General features: G+C 74.4%; 23 protein-coding genes. 16 read left to right on the forward strand and 7 right to left on the reverse strand.

Features of this window, described 5'->3' with window-relative positions:
- Positions 1-22: 22 nt before the first annotated feature.
- Together F593_RS30820 and gluQRS are read right to left on the reverse strand one after the other, a co-directional pair.
- Positions 23-490 (reverse strand): hypothetical protein, encoded by a 468-nt coding sequence (locus F593_RS30820; protein ID WP_022928638.1) that lies wholly within the window; start codon positions 488-490, stop codon positions 23-25.
- A gap of 77 nt (positions 491-567) precedes the next feature.
- Positions 568-1,497: a tRNA glutamyl-Q(34) synthetase GluQRS gene (gene gluQRS / locus F593_RS0110130; RefSeq protein ID WP_022928639.1), complete on the reverse strand. Its 930-nt coding sequence runs from the start codon at positions 1,495-1,497 to the stop codon at positions 568-570.
- Positions 1,498-1,560: 63 nt separating this feature from the next.
- Between gluQRS and F593_RS28135 the strand changes: the two genes are divergently transcribed.
- Positions 1,561-2,046, forward strand: a complete 486-nt coding sequence (locus F593_RS28135; protein WP_028721587.1) for a hypothetical protein — start codon at positions 1,561-1,563, stop codon at positions 2,044-2,046.
- Between the two features lie 35 nt (positions 2,047-2,081).
- On the opposite strand, the gene F593_RS0110140 is transcribed toward F593_RS28135, so the two are convergent.
- Together F593_RS0110140 and F593_RS28140 are read right to left on the reverse strand one after the other, a co-directional pair.
- The gene (locus F593_RS0110140; RefSeq protein ID WP_022928640.1) at positions 2,082-2,555 is read right to left on the reverse strand and encodes a hypothetical protein; all 474 of its coding nucleotides are present in this window, start codon (positions 2,553-2,555) and stop codon (positions 2,082-2,084) included.
- Between the two features lie 129 nt (positions 2,556-2,684).
- Positions 2,685-4,391, reverse strand: coding sequence for a sensor domain-containing diguanylate cyclase (locus tag F593_RS28140; protein ID WP_022928641.1), 1,707 nt, complete (start codon positions 4,389-4,391; stop codon positions 2,685-2,687).
- Between the two features lie 123 nt (positions 4,392-4,514).
- Between F593_RS28140 and F593_RS0110150 the strand changes: the two genes are divergently transcribed.
- The 7 genes from F593_RS0110150 to F593_RS0110180 all read left to right on the forward strand — a co-directional run bounded on the left by F593_RS0110150 (position 4,515) and on the right by F593_RS0110180 (position 10,989).
- Complete coding sequence (locus F593_RS0110150) at positions 4,515-4,733, forward strand: hypervirulence associated TUDOR domain-containing protein (RefSeq protein WP_022928642.1); 219 nt, start codon at positions 4,515-4,517, stop codon at positions 4,731-4,733.
- Positions 4,730-5,698 (forward strand): UV DNA damage repair endonuclease UvsE, encoded by a 969-nt coding sequence (gene uvsE, locus F593_RS24115; RefSeq protein ID WP_022928643.1) that lies wholly within the window; start codon positions 4,730-4,732, stop codon positions 5,696-5,698. The genes F593_RS0110150 and uvsE overlap by 4 nt, the downstream gene beginning before the upstream one ends.
- A gap of 140 nt (positions 5,699-5,838) precedes the next feature.
- Positions 5,839-6,369, forward strand: coding sequence for a prepilin peptidase (locus tag F593_RS24120; RefSeq protein WP_022928644.1), 531 nt, complete (start codon positions 5,839-5,841; stop codon positions 6,367-6,369).
- A gap of 44 nt (positions 6,370-6,413) precedes the next feature.
- Positions 6,414-7,604 (forward strand): chorismate synthase, encoded by a 1,191-nt coding sequence (gene aroC / locus F593_RS24125; protein WP_022928645.1) that lies wholly within the window; start codon positions 6,414-6,416, stop codon positions 7,602-7,604.
- Between the two features lie 26 nt (positions 7,605-7,630).
- Positions 7,631-9,166, forward strand: a complete 1,536-nt coding sequence (locus F593_RS0110170) for a bifunctional shikimate kinase/3-dehydroquinate synthase (RefSeq protein ID WP_022928646.1) — start codon at positions 7,631-7,633, stop codon at positions 9,164-9,166.
- Between the two features lie 90 nt (positions 9,167-9,256).
- Positions 9,257-9,883 carry a type II 3-dehydroquinate dehydratase gene (locus tag F593_RS24130; protein WP_022928647.1) on the forward strand — a complete coding sequence of 209 codons (627 nt, stop codon included), beginning with the start codon at positions 9,257-9,259 and terminating at the stop codon, positions 9,881-9,883.
- Positions 9,880-10,989, forward strand: coding sequence for a M24 family metallopeptidase (locus F593_RS0110180; protein ID WP_022928648.1), 1,110 nt, complete (start codon positions 9,880-9,882; stop codon positions 10,987-10,989). Before F593_RS24130 ends, F593_RS0110180 begins: the two co-directional genes overlap by 4 nt.
- A 67-nt stretch (positions 10,990-11,056) precedes the next feature.
- On the opposite strand, the gene F593_RS0110185 is transcribed toward F593_RS0110180, so the two are convergent.
- From F593_RS0110185 to F593_RS0110195, 3 genes are all read right to left on the reverse strand, one after another.
- On the reverse strand, positions 11,057-12,220 hold the full coding sequence (locus tag F593_RS0110185) for a CU044_5270 family protein (RefSeq protein ID WP_022928649.1): 1,164 nt from the start codon (positions 12,218-12,220) through the stop codon (positions 11,057-11,059).
- On the reverse strand, positions 12,213-12,755 hold the full coding sequence (locus F593_RS24135; protein ID WP_022928650.1) for an RNA polymerase sigma factor: 543 nt from the start codon (positions 12,753-12,755) through the stop codon (positions 12,213-12,215). Before F593_RS24135 ends, F593_RS0110185 begins: the two co-directional genes overlap by 8 nt.
- A gap of 98 nt (positions 12,756-12,853) precedes the next feature.
- Positions 12,854-14,098, reverse strand: a complete 1,245-nt coding sequence (locus F593_RS0110195; protein ID WP_022928651.1) for an MFS transporter — start codon at positions 14,096-14,098, stop codon at positions 12,854-12,856.
- A gap of 74 nt (positions 14,099-14,172) precedes the next feature.
- Here F593_RS0110195 and F593_RS0110200 point away from each other — a divergent pair, with 74 nt between their 5' ends.
- From F593_RS0110200 to F593_RS0110235, 8 genes are all read left to right on the forward strand, one after another.
- Positions 14,173-14,550 (forward strand): ArsR/SmtB family transcription factor, encoded by a 378-nt coding sequence (locus F593_RS0110200; protein WP_022928652.1) that lies wholly within the window; start codon positions 14,173-14,175, stop codon positions 14,548-14,550.
- 81 nt (positions 14,551-14,631) lie between these two features.
- Entirely contained in the window at positions 14,632-15,192 is a 561-nt protein-coding gene (gene efp / locus F593_RS0110205) for an elongation factor P (RefSeq protein ID WP_022928653.1), read from the forward strand.
- A 10-nt stretch (positions 15,193-15,202) separates the two neighbouring features.
- Positions 15,203-15,610 (forward strand): transcription antitermination protein NusB, encoded by a 408-nt coding sequence (locus tag F593_RS0110210; protein ID WP_022928654.1) that lies wholly within the window; start codon positions 15,203-15,205, stop codon positions 15,608-15,610.
- A gap of 118 nt (positions 15,611-15,728) precedes the next feature.
- Complete coding sequence (locus F593_RS0110215) at positions 15,729-15,917, forward strand: hypothetical protein (protein ID WP_022928655.1); 189 nt, start codon at positions 15,729-15,731, stop codon at positions 15,915-15,917.
- Positions 15,914-16,846 (forward strand): polyprenyl synthetase family protein, encoded by a 933-nt coding sequence (locus F593_RS0110220; RefSeq protein WP_022928656.1) that lies wholly within the window; start codon positions 15,914-15,916, stop codon positions 16,844-16,846. Before F593_RS0110215 ends, F593_RS0110220 begins: the two co-directional genes overlap by 4 nt.
- 4 nt (positions 16,847-16,850) lie before the next feature.
- Positions 16,851-18,809, forward strand: a complete 1,959-nt coding sequence (gene dxs / locus F593_RS0110225) for a 1-deoxy-D-xylulose-5-phosphate synthase (RefSeq protein WP_022928657.1) — start codon at positions 16,851-16,853, stop codon at positions 18,807-18,809.
- Between the two features lie 93 nt (positions 18,810-18,902).
- Positions 18,903-19,715 (forward strand): TlyA family RNA methyltransferase, encoded by an 813-nt coding sequence (locus F593_RS24140; protein WP_022928658.1) that lies wholly within the window; start codon positions 18,903-18,905, stop codon positions 19,713-19,715.
- Complete coding sequence (locus F593_RS0110235) at positions 19,712-20,581, forward strand: NAD(+)/NADH kinase (RefSeq protein WP_022928659.1); 870 nt, start codon at positions 19,712-19,714, stop codon at positions 20,579-20,581. The genes F593_RS24140 and F593_RS0110235 overlap by 4 nt, the downstream gene beginning before the upstream one ends.
- Positions 20,582-20,763: the final 182 nt, after the last annotated feature.

Raw genomic sequence — 20,763 nt, forward strand, 5'->3', positions numbered from 1 at the left:
GCGCGCCGCGACGCGCGGGCGCTCAGCGCCGGGGCGGCCGCGACGAGCCGGACCGTCGTCCGGTGCGCCGCGCGTCGGCGTGCGGGTGACGCTCGTGCGCGTCGCCGCTGCCGGTCGTGCCCGCGCCGGTGCCGGTCGTGCCCGCGCCGGGGGCGGGGTCGGCCGGCACGTCCTCCGCCGGGCCCGCCGGGCGCGGCGCGATGTCGCCCGCGCGCTCGGCGCGGTCGAGGATCTCGTCCGACGCCTCGTCGGGCCACACGCCGTACTTGTCGAGGAACGCCCGGGCGTCCATCTCGTCGTCGCGGTCCTTCTCGCCCTGCAGGCCCATCCGGTGGATGCGGTTGGAGACCACGACGCCGAGGCCGCCGCCGAGCATGAGCGCGAAGCCCTCGACGCCGACGATGTCGGGGCTGATGAGGAGCATCGCCGCCCCGACCACGAAGATCAGGAAGGGGAGCCAGAAGCGGACGATCTTGACCGGCGTGAACACGTGGTCTGAGTGTCCCACGTTCGCCTCGGGCAAACCCGGCCGGCGGGCGTCCTGCCAGCCGGCGGTGCCGAGGGACTTCAGGCGATCGGACCGGCCACCGGGTCCCAGCGCAGCGGCCGGGCGTCGCGCAGCAGCGCGGCGTCGAACCGCACGACGAGCTCAGCGAGCGTCGGGCGCTCGCCCGGTGCGCACAGCCCGATGCTGGCCGCCAGCGCGGAGCGCACCCCGACCGCGTCCTCGCCCAGGGCGAGGCGGTCCGCCAGCGTGACGGCACCGTCGCGCTTGGCCAGCCGGCGGCCGTCCGGGCCGAGGACGAGCGGCACGTGCAGGTACCCCGGCGGGGCGACGCCCAGCGCCCGCGCGAGCCACGCCTGGCGCGGGGCGCTCGACGCCAGGTCGTCGCCGCGGACGACCTCGCCGATCCCCTGCCAGGCGTCGTCGACCACGACGGCGAGGTTGTAGGCGTGCGTGCCGTCGCCGCGGCGGACGACGAAGTCGTCGACGACGCCGGTGATCTCGCCCAGCGCGGCGTCCGCGACGGTGATCCGCTCCGCACCGCCACGGACCCGCAGCGCAGCGGGCCGGCCGCGCTCCTCGTGGGCGCGTCGCGCCGCCTCGTCCAGGTGGGCGCAGGTGCCGGGGTAGGCGCCCTCAGGGGCGTCGCCGTGCGGGGCGCCCGCGGCCTCGCGGATCTCGGCGCGGGTGCACCAGCAGGGGTAGACGAGGCCGCGCGCCTCGAGCTGCTCGATCGCCCACGCGTACGCGGCGCCGCGGTCGGACTGCCGGACGACACCTCCGTCCCAGTCGAGCCCGAGCGCGGCCAGGTCGGCGAGCTGCGAGCGCTCGTGCTCCGGGCGGCTGCGGCCGCGGTCGAGGTCCTCCACGCGCAGGAGGAACCGTCCCCCGCGGCTCCGGGCCCGCAGCCACGCGATCAGCGCGGTGCGGAGGTTGCCGAGGTGCAGCGTCCCGGTCGGACTGGGCGCGAACCGGCCGTCGGGCGGGGCCATGGGGCGAGCGTATCGGGGCGGCGCGGCGCAGCCGGGTCCGACGCGTGCGTATGCTCGGCCGCGATGGAGTCGAGCCAGTTCAGCAAGCGCGGGGCCCAGGCCCGGGGCCTCGACGAGGCCCCCGCGCCCGTCGACGACGCCCACCGCGAGTGCTGGGTCTGCCGGAGCACGGGCAAGCTCGTCTCGAACGCGGACGGCGTCCAGCACGAGGTCGTGTGCGCCTGGTGCGAGGGCACGAAGGCGACGATCGCCGGGCACGACGCCCAGCTCAAGCCGTCCGAGACGCCGCGCGAGAAGACGCCGGAGGAGATGGCCGAGGCGCAGGAGCGCGCGAAGGCCATGCTCGCCAAGCGCGGCGGGGCGAAGAAGGCCACGGGCGCGAAGGCCACCGGGACGAAGGCCGCACCGAAGAAGGCCGCCGCGAAGAAGCCGGCGCGCAAGACCGCCGCGAAGAAGACCACGGCGAAGAAGGCCACGCCGCCGCCGAACACCCCGATCCCGCGACCGATCACGCGCAAGACGGTGCAGAACCCGTCAGGCGACGCCTGAGCGCCCTGCCCCGGCGGTAGGCCGGGGCCGGTGACTCAGACGGGCCGCGGCTCGTCCTCGGGGACGGCCTCGGGCCGCTCTTCGCGCGAGCCCCCGCCCTGTCCGGCGCCGGGCTCACGCGCCGGCCGCACCACGATGCGCAGGACGGACTTGCCGGTCTCCTGCACCTTCAGGTCGTAGGTGCCCTCGGTCGTCGCGGTGAAGACGACGGGCATCGGCAGGTCCGGCCCGATGTTCTCGTGCACGCCCAGCGGATCGATGACGACCCGGCCGGCCTCGGGCAGCGTGACCGTGAGGTTGACCGTGTCGCCGACGTTCACGGTCAGCGGCCCCTTCCGCGGCACCTTCGCCTCGACCGTCCGCCCCTCGGTGAGCGACCGGGAGTCCGGCAGCGCGTCCGTTCCCGTCAGTGCCCGGTCGTCGTCCCGCGGCGCGGTCGTCGACGCGGCGATCGCGGCGAGCAGGCCGACGACGAGCGCGACGAGGAAGACGAGACGAACGGCCGGCATGACCCTGGATGATCGCTGATCCCGGGAGCCCGTGGTGCATGCCGCCCCCGTGCGCCCCGCGTGGAGGTCGGACGGCGGAGCACGGGCGGCACCACGGCCGGGGGAGGGTCCGGCCCCGGCGTCGACCGACTACCCCACCACCACCCGGTTGCGCCCGCTCCGCTTCGCGGCGTAGAGCGCCTGATCCGCGCGGCTCACCAGTGCGCTGGCCGTCTCGCCACCGTCCCAGGTGGCCACGCCGAACGAGCAGGTGACGGGCTGGCCGATGCCGGTGCGCAGGCGGTCGACGACGCCGGCCGCGACCGCGGTGTCCACGCCGGGGAGCAGGAGGAGGAACTCCTCACCGCCGTAGCGACCGACGGTGTCGTGGCCGCGCAGCTCGGCCTTCCAGGTGGCGGAGAGGGCCGCGAGCAGCCGGTCGCCCTCGGGGTGGCCGTGGGCGTCGTTGTAGGCCTTGAAGTGGTCGACGTCGACCATCGCGATGCTGAGCGGGGCGCCGGTGCGGGCCGCCCGGGCGACACTGGCGTCCAGGGACTCGTCGAGCGCGCGGCGGTTGGGCAGGCCCGTGAGGCCGTCGATCAGTGCCTGCTCCGTCAGGCGGGCGACGAGGTCGGCGCGCTCGATGGCGACGGCGGCCTCGGCGGCCAGGAGGGTGGCGATGGACCGCACGCGCCCGTCGGGCATCCCGATGCGGCTGCGCCACGCGACGACGAGCACGCCGATGGGGCGCTCGTCGAGGAGGACGGGCTCGAAGAGAGCGGAGACGGCGCCAGTGCTCTCGACGGACGCCTGGTCGACGCGGCCGGCGGTGCGCAGGTCGCCGACGAAGCGCTGCTGGCCCGACGCGAGGACGGAGGCGCAGACGGAGCCGCTGGCGGCGATGCTGACGCGGACGGGCGCGTCCTCGCCCCAGGCGGCGCGGACGACGAGCGAGCCGTCGCCGTCGGGTTCGAGCACCATCGCGAAGTCGCACCCGACGAGCTCGCGCGTGGCCCGGCAGACGGTCGTGCGGGCGTCGCCGCGACGCCCGATGTCGCGGGAGACGCGGGCGATCACGCGCAGGTCCGAGACGAGCTCGGCGCGGCGCTTCTGCCGCCCGCTGTCGACGGTGACGATGAGCAGCAGCGTCGACATGCCGAGGGTCAGCAGCGCCGCCAGGGCCGAGGTGCTGAGCGCGACGCCCGAACCGGTCGCCACGTGCTCAGGATCGACGGAGGCGCCGGCGAGCCCGGCGTAGTGCATCGCGGCGACGGTGCCGCCGAGGACCACGGACGCGATCAGGCGGCGCCTGCCCGTCCAGCCCGTGCGGTGCGAGACGATCGCCGAGACGACCGCCATCGCGGTGCTCGCGCCGAGCAGCGCGACCACCAGGGAGGCGACGAGCCCGACGGGGTGCACGTGGGTGCGGCCGGCGCCCTGGACGGCCGCCATGCCGACGTCGTGCATCGCCGCAAGGGCGACGGCGAGGACCGCTCCGGAGGCCAGCACCCGGCGGACGGACACCACCCGGTGGGTCACCAGCGCAAGGGCGATCGCCGCGCCGGCCGAGGCGAGCACGGCGGACAGGACGACGAGCTCGAGCCGGTAGGAGGAGCCGCTCGAGGTCTGCGAGACGACGGTCTCGAGGAAGTGCATCGCCCACGCGCCGCCGCCCATGGCGACGCCGGCGACCGTCAGCAGCCCGCGCCGGGGGCCGTCCGGGAACCGCAGGGTCCGGCCGGCGAGCTCGAACGCGAGGAACGCCGTGACGATCGCCACGACGACGGAGACGGACGCGACCGCCGGGTCGATCGCGGTCGGTATGTGGTGGGCGTGCGCTCCGCCCCCCGTGGACATGGTGGGTGGATCGGCGCCCCCCGGGGTCCGCTTGAGGACTGACCCCCGGCGGGGGACGAATGGCCCTGCCGCAGGCCTGCGCGGGCCGGTTTCCTCCCGCTACCGCCGGGGTAGTCCGAAGGCATGGCCAAGAAGCGCAAGAAGGGCGACAAGGTCTCCTGGAAGTTCGGGGGCAACGAGGCGAAGGGCAAGGTCGTCGAGCGGTTCACCGAGAAGGTGACGAAGAAGATCAAGGGCAAGAAGATCACCCGCAACGCGACGAAGGAGAACCCGGCCTACCTCGTCAAGACGAAGGACGGCAAGAAGGCGCTGAAGTCCGGGAAGCAGCTCAGGAAGCGGTGAGCCGTCACCGGCTGGGCTTCGCCGTCAAGGTGCTCGGCGACGGCGGGCTGCCGTCGCACGACACCCGCCGCTGGCAGTCCGGCCCGCACCTGCGCCACTCGCTCGAGATGTTCGGCGCGATCCTCGACCGCCTCGAGCGCGACGACGTGCGCATGTACCGCCTGCCGACGCAGCTGGCGCCCTACGCGACGTTCCCCGACCACCCGGAGTTCCACGACCAGGTGTCCGAGTGTGCCGAGGAGCTCGCGGCCGTCGGCGCGCGGGCGCGCGACCTCGGCGTGCGGCTCTCGTCCCATCCCGGGCAGTACACGGTCCTGAACTCGGAGAACCCCGACACCCAGCGGGCCGCGGCGGCGGAGCTCGAGGTCCAGGGCGCGTTGTTCGACGCGATGGGCCTGGGTCCCGAGGCCGTGGTGATCCTCCACGTCGGCGGCGGCGCCGGGGGGAAGGAGGCCGCGCGCGAGCGGTTCGCCGAGGGCTTCGGCCTGCTCTCGGAGACCGCCCGGCGACGGCTCGTGATCGAGAACGACGACCGCTCCTTCGGGGTGGTCGACGTGCTGCCTCTGGCGCAGGAGATCGGCCGGCCGATCGTCTTCGACGTGCTGCACCACCACTGCTACGACCCGGAGGGCCTGACGGTCGGCGACGCGCTCGGGGTCGCGATGGGCACCTGGCCGGCGGGCGTGCGGCCCAAGATCCACTACTCCTCGCCGCGCACCGCGCTGGGGGAGAAGGAGCGGAAGGTCGGCCGCCGGATCGAGCGCAGCCCGGTCGTTCCGCAGCTGCGGGCGCACGCCGACACGGTCGACCCGATCGGGTTCGAGGAGCTGCTCCGCGGGCCGCTGGGTCGGCAGGACGTCGACATCATGCTCGAGGCGAAGGGGAAGGACCTGGCGCTGAAGACGCTGCGCGACCACCTCGTGGGCCGCGGGTTCGGCTGGGAGCACGGCGAGCTCGTCGTCTGAGGCGGGGCGTGGGGCGCCCGGCCGCGGTGCCCGCCGGTGCGGGCTCCGGGCGCGGATCGGAACGGGATCGGCACAGCGCGCCGGCCACGGGGCACGGGCCGCTGCGTAGCGTCGGGCTCCCGTCCCCGGCCGCGCCCCCGATGCTCCTCACCCTCACCGCACTCGCCGGCCTCGCGGCCGGTCTCCTGCTCGCCCTCGCCCTCGACGTGGAGGTCGTCCTGGGCGTCGTCCTCGTCGCGGCGCTCGTGCCCATCACGGTCGTCGACCTGCGCGAGCGCCGGATCCCGAACGCGGTCACGCTTCCCGCGGCCGTCGCGGCGATCGGTGTGGGCACGCTGCTGGACCCGGCCGGCGAGCCCGGCCGGCTCGCCTCGGGCGCCGGCGCCGCGCTGTTCCTGCTCGTCCCGGCGCTCGTCCGGCCGGACGGCATGGGGATGGGCGACGTCAAGCTCGCCGGGGTGCTCGGGCTGTGCCTGGGTCCTCCCGCCGCCGTCGCGATGCTCGTGGCCCTGCTCACCGGCGTGCTCGCCGGGGTCGTCCTAGCCGTCCGCGCCGGCGTCGGTCGGGCCCGCCGCGCCACGATCCCGTTCGGGCCGTACCTCGCGCTCGGCGGCGTCGTCGCGCTCCTGGCCGGCCAGCCGGTGGTGGACGGGTACCTCGCGGCGTTCTGACCCGGGCCGGGCCCTCGCGGGTCCGGCCCGTAGAATCCGCCGCCATGGCCCTGACCCTCTCCACTGCAGGCGAATCTCACGGCCCGGGCCTCACCGCCCTGGTGGAGGGGCTACCGGCCGGGCTCGAGCTCGACCGCGACGCGATGAACCGCGACATGGCGCGCCGCCAGCTCGGCTTCGGCCGCGGCGGCCGCATGAAGATCGAGACGGACACGGCCGAGGTCCGCTCCGGCGTGCGCCACGGCCGCACGCTCGGCGGCCCCGTCGCCCTCTGGGTCGTCAACCGCGACTACCAGAACTGGGAGGAGCGGATGAACCCCTGGCCGGTCGAGGCCGAGGTCCCGCCCGTCCACATGCCGCGCCCCGGGCACGCCGACATGGTCGGTGCCTGGAAGTACGGCCACGACGACGTCCGCAACATCCTCGAGCGCGCCTCGGCCCGCGAGACGGCCGCCCGCGTCGCCGGGGGCACGCTCGCCAAGGCGTTCCTGCGCGCGCTCGGCGTCGAGATCCGCTCGCACGTGACCCAGATCGGTCCGGTCCACGCCCCGGTGCCCGCGGCACCGCTGACCCTGGCCGATTTCGAGGGCATCGACGACGACCCGGTCCGCACGCTCGACGCCGCGACCTCGAAGGCGATGGTCCAGCACATCACGGTGCAGCGGAAGGCCAACGAGTCCATCGGCGGTTGCTACGAGGTCCTGACCTTCGGGCTGCACCCGGGGATCGGCTCGCACGTCTCCTGGCAGGAGCGCCTCGACGGCCGCCTGGCCCAGGCGATCTGCTCCATCCAGGCGCACAAGGGGGTGGAGTTCGGCGACGGCTTCAAGCTCGCCGAGACCCCCGGCTCGCTGGCGCAGGACGAGATCTTCGGGCACGACGACGTGGCCGAGGGCGACGAGCCCACGGGCGCCGTCCGCCGCCGCACGCACCACGCCGGCGGCCTCGAGGGCGGCATGACGACCGGGCAGACGCTCACCGTCCGCGCCGCCGTCAAGCCGATCCCGACGATCACGAAGCCGCTGCGCTCGGTCGACCTCTCGACGGGCGAGCCCGCCAAGGCGCTCCGCGAGCGCACGGACAACTGCGTCGTCCCCGCCGCCGGCGTCGTCGGCGAGGCCATGATCGCCATGGTCCTCGCCTCGGCGTACCGCGAGAAGTTCGGCGGCGACCACATCGACGACGTCAAGGCCGCCGTCGCCGCGTACGAGCAGCGCATCGGCTGGACCCGGTAGCCCGCCGGGCCACCGCGCACGCTCCCATGGCACGCACCCCCGCCATCGTCCTCATCGGGTTCATGGGGGCCGGCAAGACGACCGGCGCCCGGATGATCGCCAGCGCCCTGCGCGCCCGGACCATCGACACGGACAAGCGGATCGAGAAGGACGTCGGGATGACGATCCCGCAGTACTTCGGCCGCCACGGCGAGGCCGCGTTCCGCGAGATCGAGGAGCGCATCACCCTCGAGGTCCTCGACGCCGCCGACGGCGCGGTCGTCTCGCTGGGCGGCGGGACGCTCGCCTCGGAGAAGGTCCGCGAGGCCCTGCGCGAGCACACCGTCGTGCTGCTGCACGTGAGCCTGCCGACGGCGTGGCGGCGGGCCAAGCGCTCGAGCCGCCCGCTCGCGAAGGACCGGGAGGCGTTCGAGGCGCGCTACCACGAGCGCCAGGCGATCTACGAGCAGGTCGCCGACGTGATCCTGCCCGAGGTCGACCGGCAGCTGCTCAAGCCGGCGATCCCCGTCATCCGGTCCGCCCGCGACGCTCGCGGCGCGCAGCTGCTGTGGGCCCACACGGACTCGGGCGGCTACCCCGTCTGGTTCCGGCCCGGGCTGCTCCGCGACCTGCCGCCGTGGCCGCTGCCCGACAGCTCGCGGCGGATCGCGATCACGGACGAGCACGTCGCCGAGCACCACGCCGGCCGCCTGCCCGGACTGGCGGGACTGATCGAGTTCCCCCCGGGCGAGGAGCACAAGACGCTCGCCACCTGCGAGCGCGTGTGGGGCGCCCTGATCGCCCAGGGCGCGACGCGGGCGGACCACGTCGTCGCGGTCGGCGGCGGGGTCGTGGGCGACCTGGCGGGCTTCGTCGCCTCGACGTTCCAGCGCGGAATCCCCGTCGTGCAGGTGCCCACGACGCTCGTCGCCCAGGTCGACTCGGCCTACGGCGGCAAGACCGGCGTCGACCTGCCCTCCGCGAAGAACTACGTCGGCGCCTACCACCAGCCCGCCGCGGTGATGGTCGACCCCGACGTGCTCGAGACGCTGCCCCGCGAGGAGCTCGCCGCGGGCTACGCCGAGGTCGTCAAGACGGCGCTCATCGCCGGCGGCGCGCTCTGGGAGCACGTCGCCTCGGGCGCACCCGTCGACCCGCTGACCGTCATGCGCTGCGCCCGCACGAAGCTGCAGGTCGTCGCGGACGACGAGCGCGACGGCGGCCGGCGCCAGGTCCTGAACCTCGGCCACACCGTCGGTCACGCGATCGAGACGGTGACGGACTACCGCCGCTACCGCCACGGCGAGGCCGTCGGCCTGGGCCTGCTGGCCGCGCTGCGCCTCTCGGGCCAGGACGCGCTGCGGGACCAGGTCGCGGCGCTCCTGAACAACGCCGGCCTGCCGACGACGATGGACCCCGCGATCGACGTCGACGTCGTCCAGGAGGCGACGACGCGCGACAAGAAGCGCCTGGGCTCCGCGCCCGTCCCCTTCGTCGTCGTCCGCGAGCCGGGCGACGTGCGCTACGGGCAGCAGCTCGCGGCGAAGGATGTCCGCGGCGCCATCGCCGAGCTCGCGGGCTGAGGGGCCCCGCACGCAGTGCGGGGCCCCCGTGCGTCCAGGCGGTCGTCCGCGTGCGAGCGGCCCGCGTCCGTGCCGTGCGAGGATCACGGGATGCGCCGCTTCCGTGTCGCCGTGGTCCACGGCGTCAACCTCGATCAGCTCGGCCGCCGGGATCCGAAGCACTACGGCGGGCTCACGTTCCGCGAGCTCGAGCGGCAGATCGACGAGTGGGCGACGGAGTTCGACCTCACGCCCCGGTTCTTCCAGACCAACCACGAGGGCGCGCTCGTGGAGTACCTGCACCGGGCCGAGGGCCTGGTCGACGGCATCATCATCAACGCCGGCGCGTGGACGCACTACTCCTGGGCGCTGCGCGACGCGCTCGAGATCGCGAAGGTGCCGACGGTCGAGGTCCACCTCTCGGCGGTTCACGAGCGCGAGGCGTTCCGGCGCACCTCCGTCTTCGAGGGCCTCTGCCTCGACGTCGTCGCGGGCAAGGGCCCCGACGGCTACCACGACGCGCTCTCCACCCTGCACGCGCACCTGCTCGAGGTCGCCCCCGCCCGCGTCCCGGCCACGGGCACGCGCACGGAGGAGAACCTCTCGAGCCCGGAGACCCCGCAGATCACCGACCCGGAGTCCGAGGATCACGATCCCCTGGACGACCGGCTGAACGTCACGACGTCGACGAACGAGATCGACGGCAACATCGGAAACGAGCCCCCCAGCCCCGTATGAGCACCACCGACACCAGCACCCGCGGCGACCGCCTGGCGGCGCTCCTGAAGGACAAGAAGCTCGACGCCCTCGTCGTCACGAACCTGCACGACATCCGCTGGCTGACCGGCTTCACGGGCTCGAACGCCGTCGTGATCGTCGGCCAGGACAGCGACGGCGAGCCGATCCGCCGCTTCGTCACGGACTTCCGGTACATCACGCAGGCGAAGGAGCAGGTCCCCGACCCGTGGCAGCGGATCGACGGCGGCCGCGACCTCGGCGGCGCCGGCCTCGCCGCGCACCTCCCGCACGGGGTCAAGCGCGTCGGGTTCGACGACGCGCAGCTCACCGTCGCGGCCCACCGCCGGCTGAAGAACGCGGTCGAGATCGGCCAGGAGCTCGTGCCCGCCCAGGGGCTCGTCGCCGGGCTGCGCGCCGTGAAGGACGCCGACGAGCTCGCCGCAATCCGGGCGGCCGTGGAGCTCGCCGACGCCGCGTTCGTCGAGGTCATCCTCGAAGGCGGCGTCGTCGGCCGCACGGAGAAGGAGGTCGGGCTGCGACTCGAGACCCGCATGCGCGAGCTCGGGGCGTCCGGGAGCTCGTTCGATCCCATCATCGCGGCCGGCGCGGCCGGCGCCCTGCCGCACGCGATGCCGCGGGACGAGGTCATCCCGGCGGGCGTGCTGCTCACGGTCGACTGGGGCTGCGTGCTCGACGGCTACTGCTCCGACTGCACCCGCACCGTCGCCACCGGAACCGTCGACGACGAGGCCCGCGGCGTCTACGCGCTCGTGCTCGACGCCCAGAAGCAGTCCCTCGCCGCGGTCCGCGCCGGCGCGGAGGCCCGCGGGGTCGACGCCGTCGCGCGCGGCATCATCGCGACGGGCGGTCACGGCGACCACTTCGGCCACGGCCTCGGCCACGGCGTGGGCCTCGAGGTCCACGAGGCCCCGACCCTGAGCCCGCGCGGCCAGGGCACCCTCCGCGCGGGCGAGATCGTCACGGTCGAGCCGGGCATCTACGTCCCGGGCCGCCTCGGCGTCCGCATCGAGGACCTCGCCGCGGTGACGGAGGACGGCACCGACGTCTACACGAGCGTCTCGAAGGACCTCATCGAGGTGAGCTGAGGGCCCGGCCGGCGGGCCGACGGCGGGCGGGCCCACCGACCGGGCCCGTCCGCGGACGTTCGCGTCCTCACCGTCGGACGAGCGGGCCCCCGACCCGGTCCGCCACCCCGGAACGGAGAACGAGCGTCTCGTACAGCACGGTCCCCGGGGGGAACCCCGGCCGCGGGTCGTCGCCCTGCAGGACGGTGGTGGTGCGGTCGACGGTGGTCCGCTTCGGCGGCACGCCCGGGGGGACGGGGCCGGGCGCCGAGGCGACGACCGTCTGCTCACCGAGCCGCCGGTAGGTGCGAGCGTCGAGGAGCAGAACCTGGCGCTCCCACGTTCCGGGCTCCTGGTAGCTCAGGCGGGTCACCCGGCGACCGAGACGATCCGTGCCGGGGGCGTCGAGCGTCACCCCGGGAAGCGTGGCCAGCGCGCGGTAGAGGCCCGCGGTCAGCGGCCCGGGCAGCGGAGCGCCGCGCAGCGCGTCGTTGATGGCCACCCACAGCTCGCCGTTCGGGGAGCGCCCCTGACCGGCGGTCGCCCGTCGCAGTCGTCGCACGATCGCGGCGGGCTGCGTCGGGTAGTCCCGGAGCTCGGCGGGGCTCAGCTCCTCGCCGCCCAGGGACGTCTTCGTGCGTCCCAGCGGGGTCCGGATGCTCCCGTCCGCGAGCCGGTCACCCGGAACGGTCTGCGTGGCCGTCGGAGGGCGACCGTCGGCGCGCAGCTCGCCCGGGTCCACCGTGAGCGTCGGCGGCAGGGCGCCCGGGCGGGTCTCGTCCAGCGTCCGCTGCGTCGCGACCCCACGTCGCGCGGCGCTCTGCCACCTGCGCGTCCGCTTGAGCTGGAAGAACGCGGACCGTCGCGCGGAGGCACCTGAGGCGACCGCGTCGTAGACGCCGTGGACCGTGAGCTCGTCCGTGTAGGCGAACTGCTCCGCCCGGGGCAGCCGGGTGGCCCCCTCGGCCCGGGCGACGGCGGCCGCACGGGTCAGGACGCCCGCGGCGGTGGCCTCCGACGGGCCGAGGCCACCGGACCCGGACCACGGGGCGACGACGACGGCAGCGCCGACCGCGAGGGCGGTGATCAGCGCAGCGACGGGCGGACCGACCCGGCGCACTGCCCGGCGACGCGCGCCCGTGGGCCGGACGCCGCGTGTCCCGTCGGCCTCCGCCGCCCGGAACGCCCGGGCCATCTCGGCGCCGAGCTCGTCGAGGATCGGCAGGTCGAGGAGGTCGTGCTGGTCAGACATGCTCGGGCGTGTCCTGGGGGAGGAGGTGGTCGCGGAGGGTGCGCAGGCCGCGGGAGACGCGGGCGCGGACGACCTGCTCCGTCACGCCGAGCGTGCGGGCGATCGTGGCGTAGTCGTGCTCGTCGACCACGCGCAGGCGGAGGGCGACGCGCTGGTCGTCGGGCAGGGTGGCGAGGCGTTCGGCGACCTGCCCACGCAGGAGCGAGGTCGTCGCGAGCCGTTCGACGCGGTCGTACTCGTCGTCGTCGAGCGGGCGCCGCGTGACGTCGAGGCGCCGGACCGCCGCCTGCTCCGCGCCGCCGCGGCGGAGGCCGTCGAGCAGCAGCCGCCGGGCGACCGTGAACAGCCACGCGCGTGCTGCTCCGGGCGCCTCGTCGCCGTGCAGGTCCGCACGGCGCTCGAAGGCCCGAGCGAACGTCTCCGCCACGAGGTCGACGGCCACCTCCGGGCTCAGCGTCCGCCGGGCGAAGTAGCGCAGCAGCTCGGGGGCGTGGGCGGCGTAGAGCCGGGAGATGTCGTCGCCGGTCAACGCCACGTCATGGCCCCGTCCTGGTGAAGGGCAGTGTCCTGGTCACACCGGGAGAACGCACGACGGCCACGCGGTGTGACCGACGGGCCGCGTCGTGCGCCGCCTCAGTCCGCGGCGGGGACGGCGTCCCCGGCCCCGGGCGCCGTCGCCGGCCGCGTGCGGAGGGCACCGGCCGCCACGACCAGGGCCATGAGCACGACGAGCGCGCCGAAGACCCGGAACGTCGGCAGCAGGCCCCAGGAGGAGACGACGACGCCGGCGGCGAGCGCCGGCACGGAGAGCGAGCTGTAGGCGACGAGGTAGAAGGCCGACATCGTCTCCGCCCGGTGCAGCGGTGGGATGACCGCGGTCAGGGACCGCAACGCCCCGAGGTACGCCCCGCCCCAGCCGAGCCCCGTCAGCACGGTCGCAGCGAGGAACGCGGGGGCGGAGTCGAGGGAGAGCGCGCCCACGACGGTCGCCATCCCGATGGCGAGGAACAGGGAGCCGACGGCCGTGAGCTTCCACGGCACGGTGCGCTGGAACAGGATCTGCGAGACGGCGCCGGCGCCGCTGAGCGCGAGCAGCGTGATCCCGCCCGCGACCCGGTTGTCCGTGTGCAGCTCGATCGCGGCGAGCTGCGGTCCGAGCGACATGAAGAGCCCGCCGATGGACCACGACGCCAGGACCCCGAGGGCCGAGAGCAGGAAGACGCCCCGGATCTCGCGCGGGACGTGCGGCTTCTGGAACCGCAACGAGAGCCGGCGGCGCGCCGTCACGGGCTCGGGCATCAGGATCGCGCCGGTCAGCAGGATCGCGAAGATGACGAGCAGGACGACGTAGGGCGTGCGCTGCGGCAGGGGCGCGTACTGGACGAGGACGGACGACAGGAAGGCGCCGCACCCCATGCCGACCGAGCTGCCGATGCCGTTGGCGAGCCCGGCCCCGTGGCTGTCGCGGCGGGGGTGCAGGTCCAGCAGCGCGGCCCCGGCCGAGCCCAACGCCACGCCGGTGGCGAGCCCCTGCAGCAGGCGGGCGACGAAGAGCCACACGACGGAGGTCGCGAGCAGGAAGAGGACGGTCGAGAAGAGCAGGACGGAGAGCGCGCCGACGAGGACGGGGCGCCGGCCGACGTCGTCCGAGATCCGTCCCGCCACGAGCAACGCCGCCAGGACGCCGAACGCGTAGACGGCGAAGACGGCGGTGAGGACGAACGACGAGAACCCCCACTCCTCGCGGTACAGCGCGTAGATCGGGGAGGGCGTCACCGACGCGAAGAGCGCCAGGCCGATGACCGCAGCGACGAGCCAGTAGGCCGCCGTCGGCGGCAGGGTGCGCCGGTCACGAGGGGCGGCGGGGGCGGGGGTCATGGCGGTGCGGTCCGTCGGCGGTGGGGTTCCGAAGTTCCAAAGTCTTGGAACAACCGGTGTCGTAGCATAAGGCCATGGCCGTCCCCCCGAGCACCGGCGCCCCGCCCGTCGACGCGCCTCGGGCCGCGCCCGTCGTCGTCCCCGCCCGCGAGACGATCCGGCACCCGCCGAAGGAGGCGCTGGACCTGTCGCAGATCCTGCGGACGGTCGGGGATCCGCTGCGCCTGAGCATCGTGCGCATGCTCGCGGACGGCCGGGAGATGCTCTGCGGCCCGCTCGGCGAAGCCCTGGGTCTGCCGAAGTCGACGGGCTCGTACCACCTGCGGCTGCTGCGCGAGGCCGGCGTCACGCGCACCCGCCAGGAGGGGACGCTGCGCTACGTGTCGCTCCGGCGCGACGACCTCGAGGACCGGTTCCCGGGGCTCGTCGACGTGCTCACCGGCGCGCAGTAGCTCCCCGCGGCGCCCCACGCGCGGCGTTGCGTGCGCCGTGACCGACGCGCGAGCCCCACCGGTCGTACACTGGGATCGCGCATGATCTCCACGAACCAGCTCAAGAACGGCAATCACATCGAGGTCGACGGCGTCGTCTTCAAGGTCCTGGAGACCCAGCACGTCAAGCCGGGCAAGGGCGCGGCGTTCGTCCGTTCCAAGCTCCGCCGCGCCAGCGACGGCAACGTCATCGACAAGACGTTCCGCGCGGGGGAGAAGTTCCGCTCGGTGCACACCGAGGCGCGCACCATGCAGTACCTCTACGAGGACGGCACGAGCGCCCACTTCATGGACACCCAGTCCTACGAGCAGCTCGAGGTCCCGCTGGACTCCGTGCGCTCCGCGCTGCGCTTCGTCCGCGCGAACGACGAGGTCCAGATCCTCTTCATCGACGATCAGCCCTCCGACGTGCAGCTGCCCTCCTCCGTGGAGCTCGAGGTCACGTTCACCGAGCCCGGCCTCCGTGGCGACACCGCGTCGGGCGGCGGCGACAAGCCGGCGACGCTCGAGACCGGCGCCGAGATCCGCGTCCCGCTGTTCGTCAACATCGGCGACCGCGTGAAGGTCCAGACGGAGTCCGGCGACTACATGTCCCGCGCGTAGGGCGGACGACATGTCCCGCAGGAGCGACCAGCGGCGCGAAGCCGTCTTCACCGTCTACCAGCACGACCTGACCGGACGGCCGCTCCACGACCTCTTCGAGCGCGACGCCGCGCTCTTCACCCGCTCGCTGGCGCACGCCACGACGGACCACCAGGCCGAGTTCGACGAGCTCATCGGCAAGCACGCCAAGGGCTGGAGCATCGATCGCATCAACCCGCTCGAGCGCTCCATCATGCGCGTGGCGCTGCTCGAGATGCTGCACCCCGACGTCGTCCCGGCCGACAAGCCGATCCCGCCCGAGGGCGCGATCTCGCAGGCCGTCGACACCGCGAAGACGTTCTGCGACGCCGACGCGCCGAAGTTCGTCAACGGCATCCTCAACGCGATCCTCGAAGAGCGCGGCCTCGGCCGCTCCTGAGGAGGACGGGCGCCCGGGTCTCGAGCCCCTGGGGCTCGCGGCGCCGCGGGGCACCGGCGTGTCCACCGGACGCATCACGACTCCGCCGGACCCCGGGCCGATCCTGCACACTGGAGGGGTGAGCGACCCGCACGCCGACCGCGACCTGCAGATCCAGATCGCCCGCCTCGAGCACGCGCTCGGACGGGTGGCGGACGAGGGAGCGGAGCCCGACGACCAGGTCGTCGCGGCCGAGCAGGTCGCCCAGATCGCCGCGGACGCGGGCGGCACCTTCGACCGCCTCGTGCGCGAGAGCGGCGGCCGATGAGCCCCGCCGGCTACCCGGACGACCTGCGGTCGACCGTCGACGCCTACCTCGCCGAGCTGCGGTTCCCCGCGCGCAGCCCCGCGGTGGGCGGGCTGGAGGAGGCCATGCGCTACTCCCTGCTGGCCGGCGGCAAGCGCATCCGTCCGGTGCTCGCCCTCGCGACCGCGCGAGCGCTGGGCGTGGAGGAGCGTGCGGCCCTGCCCCTGGCGGCGGCCATCGAGCTCATCCACACCTACTCGCTCATCCACGACGACCTCCCCGCGATGGACGACGACGACCTGCGCCGTGGCCGTCCGACGTGCCACGTGGCCTACGGCGAGGACGTCGCGATCCTGGCGGGCGACGCGCTCTACGCCGAGGCGTTCCACCACCTCCTGACGGCCGGCACCCGCGAGGGCCTGCCTGCGAACCGCCTGCTGCGCGCCGCCGCCGAGCTCGCCGACGCCACGGGCGTCGACGGCATGGTCGGTGGGCAGTACCTCGACGTGACCGCGGAGAAGGCGCTCGAGGGCGTCGACGGCGAGCCGCCCGCGGACGACGACCGCACGGCGGACGACCTGCGCGTGCTGCACGAGCTCAAGACGGGCCGGCTGATCGGCGCGTCCGTCGGCTGCGTGCTGCAGCTCGCCGGGGTCGACGACGACCGCGCCGACGCGCTGCGGGCCTTCGCGGCCGACCTCGGCGTGCTCTTCCAGATCGTCGACGACATCCTCGACGTGACGGGCACGGACCAGGCGCTCGGCAAGCCGCAGGGGTCGGACGAACGTCACGGCAAGCGCACGTACGTGACCGAGTACGGTCTGGAGGGGGCGCGCGAGATGGCGTCGCGCCACCACGACGCCGCATCCACGGCCCTCCGTTCCGCCGTACCGTCAGGGGCGGAGGATCTCCACACCCTCACCGCCTTCATCCACACGAGGACGAACTGACACCGTGACCCGGCTGCTGGATCGCATCGACCGCCCGCAGGACCTGCACGGCCTCTCCGAGGAGGAGCTGCAGCGCGTCGCGCAGGAGGTGCGCGAGCACATCATCGACACGGTCGGCGAGATCGGTGGGCACTTCGGCGCCAACCTCGGCACGTGCGAGATCGCCGTCGCGCTGCACTCGCTGCTCGACTCCCCCCACGACAAGATCCTCTGGGACGTCGGGCACCAGTCCTACCCGCACAAGATCCTCACGGGTCGCCGGGACGAGCTGCCCACGATCCGCAAGTACGGCGGGATGACCCCGTTCTGCTCCATCGAGGAGTCCGAGCACGACATCATGGGCGCGGGCCACGCGTCCACGTCGATCGGCTACGGCGTCGGCCTGCGCGAGGGCATGCGGCTGCGCGAGGCCAACTCGGACGGCGCGGAGAAGCCCGGCAAGGTCGTCGCGGTCATCGGCGACGGCTCCATGACGGGTGGCGTCGCCTTCGAGGCCGCCCACCAGGCCGGCGGCCTCGGCACCCCGCTCGTGGTGATCCTGAACGACAACGGGATGTCGATCTCGCCGAACGTCGGCGCGCTCTCCCGCTACTTCCAGGGCGTCCGCCTGCACCCCAAGCTCTGGCACGGCCGCGAGAAGGTCGAGGAGCGCCTCACGGACCTCCCCGCCGGCCTCGGCGGCCTCGTCGAGCGCGTCGGCCCGACGATCAAGGGCTCCATGAAGCTCCTGAACGCCCAGGGCGAGCTCTGGGAGTCGCTGGACTGGGCCTACGTCGGCGTCGTCGACGGCCACGACGTCGCGGACCTGCGCACCGCGCTGCGCCAGGCGTTCAAGGCCGACCGGCCCGTCGTCGTCCACGTCAAGACGATCAAGGGCAAGGGCTTCGCGCCCGCCGAGGAGGGCGGGCTGGAGGGCATGGAGAAGTGGCACGCCGCCAAGCCCGGCTCCATCGTCGCCCGCGCGCCCGCGCCGAAGGTCGCCGTCGACCCCGACGCGCCGCCGAAGCCGCCGGCCTACACCCAGGTCTTCGGCGAGCGGATGATCGAGGAGGTCCGCCGCGACCGCCGCGTCGTCGGCATCACGGCCGCGATGAACACCGGGACGGGCCTGAACCTCCTGCAGGTCGCGGAGCCCGAGCACTACTTCGACGTCGGGATCGCCGAGCAGCAGGCGCTGCTGTTCGCGTCCGGTCTTGCCCTCGAGGGCCTGAAGCCGGTCGCGGCGATCTACTCCACGTTCCTCCAGCGGGCGTACGACCAGATCGTCCACGACGTCTGCCTGCAAGGGCTTGATGTCGTCCTCGCGATGGACCGCGCCGGCCTCGTCGGCGACGACGGCCCGACGCACCACGGCGTCTTCGACATCGCCTACCTGCGGCACCTGCCCAACATCGTGCTGGCGGCGCCCCGCGACGAGGCGCAGCTCGTGCACCTGCTGCACACCGGCATCGACCACCCCGGCCCCTTTGCCCTGCGCTACCCGCGCGGCGAGGGCCAGGGCGTGCCGCTGCCAGGTGCCGCCTCCGTGCTCCCGATCGGCCGCGGCGAGGTCCTGCGCCAGGGCGACCGCGTCGCGATCCTGGGCTACGGCTCCGGCGTCGGGATCGGCCTCGAGGCCGCCGCGCTTCTGCACGAGTCGGGCATCGAGGCGACCGTCGCCGACGCCCGCTACGCCAAGCCGATCGACGTGGAGCTCGTCCGCGATCTGGCGGCGCACCACGAGCTGCTGGTCACCGTCGAGGAAGGCGTGCTGCAGGGCGGCTTCGGCTCCGCGGTCTGGGAGGCCGGCGAGGAGCACGGCGTGGACTGGGGTGCCTGCCGGATCCTGCGCGTCGGCATGCCCGACCGCTACGTCACCCACGGCGCGCCCAATCTCCTGCACGCCGAGGTCGGCTACACGGGCAAGGACGTCGCCGGCCGCATCGGCGCCGCGCTCGGCGTCGATCTGCCCGTCCGCGCCTAGCCCGCCACCCGCGGCCGTAGGGGCGCCTGCACGAGGCGCCCCCGGCGCGCCTCGGCGGGCCGGGCCGGGCCCAGTCGGTACGGTGTGGCCCGCATGACCAAGGTCCGCCTCGACACGCTCCTGCACCAGCGCGGGCTCTACCCGTCGCGCTCGGCGGCCGCCGCCGCGGTGCTCGCGGGCGCCGTGCAGCTCGGCGGACCGGGGGCCAACCCGCACGCCCGGCCGCTCAAGCCCGGGCTGCAGGTCGACGGCGACGTCGAGGTGCAGACCGCCCAGGCCGCGAAGTACGTCTCGCGCGGCGGCACGAAGCTCGAGAACGCGCTGGACGGCCTCGGCATCGACGTCACGGGCCGCCACGGCCTCGACATCGGCGCGTCGACGGGCGGGTTCACGGACTGCCTGCTGCAACGCGGTGCCGTGGCGGTCGCCGCCGTGGACGTCGCGTACGGCGAGCTCGCGTGGTCCGTCCGCAACGACGAGCGCGTCACCGTGATCGAGCGCCAGAACGCCCGCGAGCTCACGCCCGACCTGCTGCCCTTCGCGCCCGACCTCGTCGTGGCCGACGTCTCCTTCATCTCCCTCACGAAGCTGCTGCCGGCGCTTGCGGGCGTCGTCGCCCCCGAGTTCGACGCGCTGCTCATGGTCAAGCCGCAGTTCGAGCTCGGCAAGGGCCGCGTGGGACGCGGCGGCGTGGTCCGCGAGGCGTCCCTGCGGCGCGAGGCCGTCCGCACCGTCGCCGGCGCCGCGCGGGACGTCGGGTGGTCGGTCATCGCCGCCGCGAGCTCGGGCCTGCCCGGCCCGAAGGGCAACCGCGAGACGTTCCTGCACCTGGCCGAGGCCGGGCGGGTGGGCGTCGACGATCTCGACGCCCTCGCGCTCGCCGCCGAGCCGGAGGAGCAGGCATGAGCGGCGGGGACCGCCGGGCGCGTACCGCCGCGGTGCTCACCCACGGCCGCCCGGCCCAGTCGGCCGACGCCCTCCGGGCGCTCCTCAAGGTCGCGGGCGAGACGGGGACGGAGCTGCACTTCGACGCCGAGGAGGCGGGGAAGCACGACGTGCGCTCGCGCGACGGCATCGTGGTCTCCGATCGCTACAAGAGCGACTGCGACGTCTGCATCGTCCTCGGCGGCGACGGCACGATCCTCAAGGGCCTGCGCCGGCAGATCTGGACGGGCGTGCCCGTCTACGCGGTGAACCTGGGCGAGATCGGGTTCCTCGCCACCGTCGACCCGGAGGACCAGGAGGCGGGTCTGCGCCGTGCGTTCGCCGGCGACTTCGAGGTCCTCGGCCTGCCGGCGCTCGAGATCACGTTGCCCGACGGCGCCTCGTACTCCGCGATCAACGACGTGAGCGTGAACCGCCGCTCCGGCGACCGCGTGGCCTCCCTGCGCTACCGGATCGACGGGGAGAACGCGGGCCACGTGCGCTGCGACGGCCTGGTGGTCGCGACCCCGGCGGGATCCACGGGCTACAACCTCGCCAACGGCGGACCGGTGCTCGCCTGGGGCGTCGAGGGCTTCGCGGTCTCGTTCATCGCCCCGCACACCCTCTCGGCGCGCGCGCTCGTCGTCTCGCCCGACGGGGAGCTCGAGGTCCACAACGGCTCGACGGACCCCGTGGAGCTCGGCGTCGACGGTCGCCCGCGGGGCGAGCTCCCCGCCGGCGCCTCGCTGCGCGTCCACTTCCGCCGCGAGGCCGCGCTGCTGGCCCAGGAGGCCGGCGCGAGCTTCTACCGCCGCCTGCGGGAGAAGTTCGGCCGCCTCGCGGGCTGAGGCCCGCCCGGGGCCGCGCTGGGCCCGGGGGCGGCGGACCCGGTCCCCGCCGCGGCACGCCGCGGCTCCCCACGCCCCGCGACGGTCGTGCCGTCCCGGCTACGGCGTGCGCGCGAACCGTGCCGGTCCTGCTCCGGTACGACCCCGCCCGGCGATCCGTCCGCGGGCGGTGCGAACCTGTG

This window comes from Patulibacter americanus DSM 16676 (genome assembly GCF_000420025.1).
GTDB classification, from domain to species: domain Bacteria; phylum Actinomycetota; class Thermoleophilia; order Solirubrobacterales; family Solirubrobacteraceae; genus Patulibacter; species Patulibacter americanus.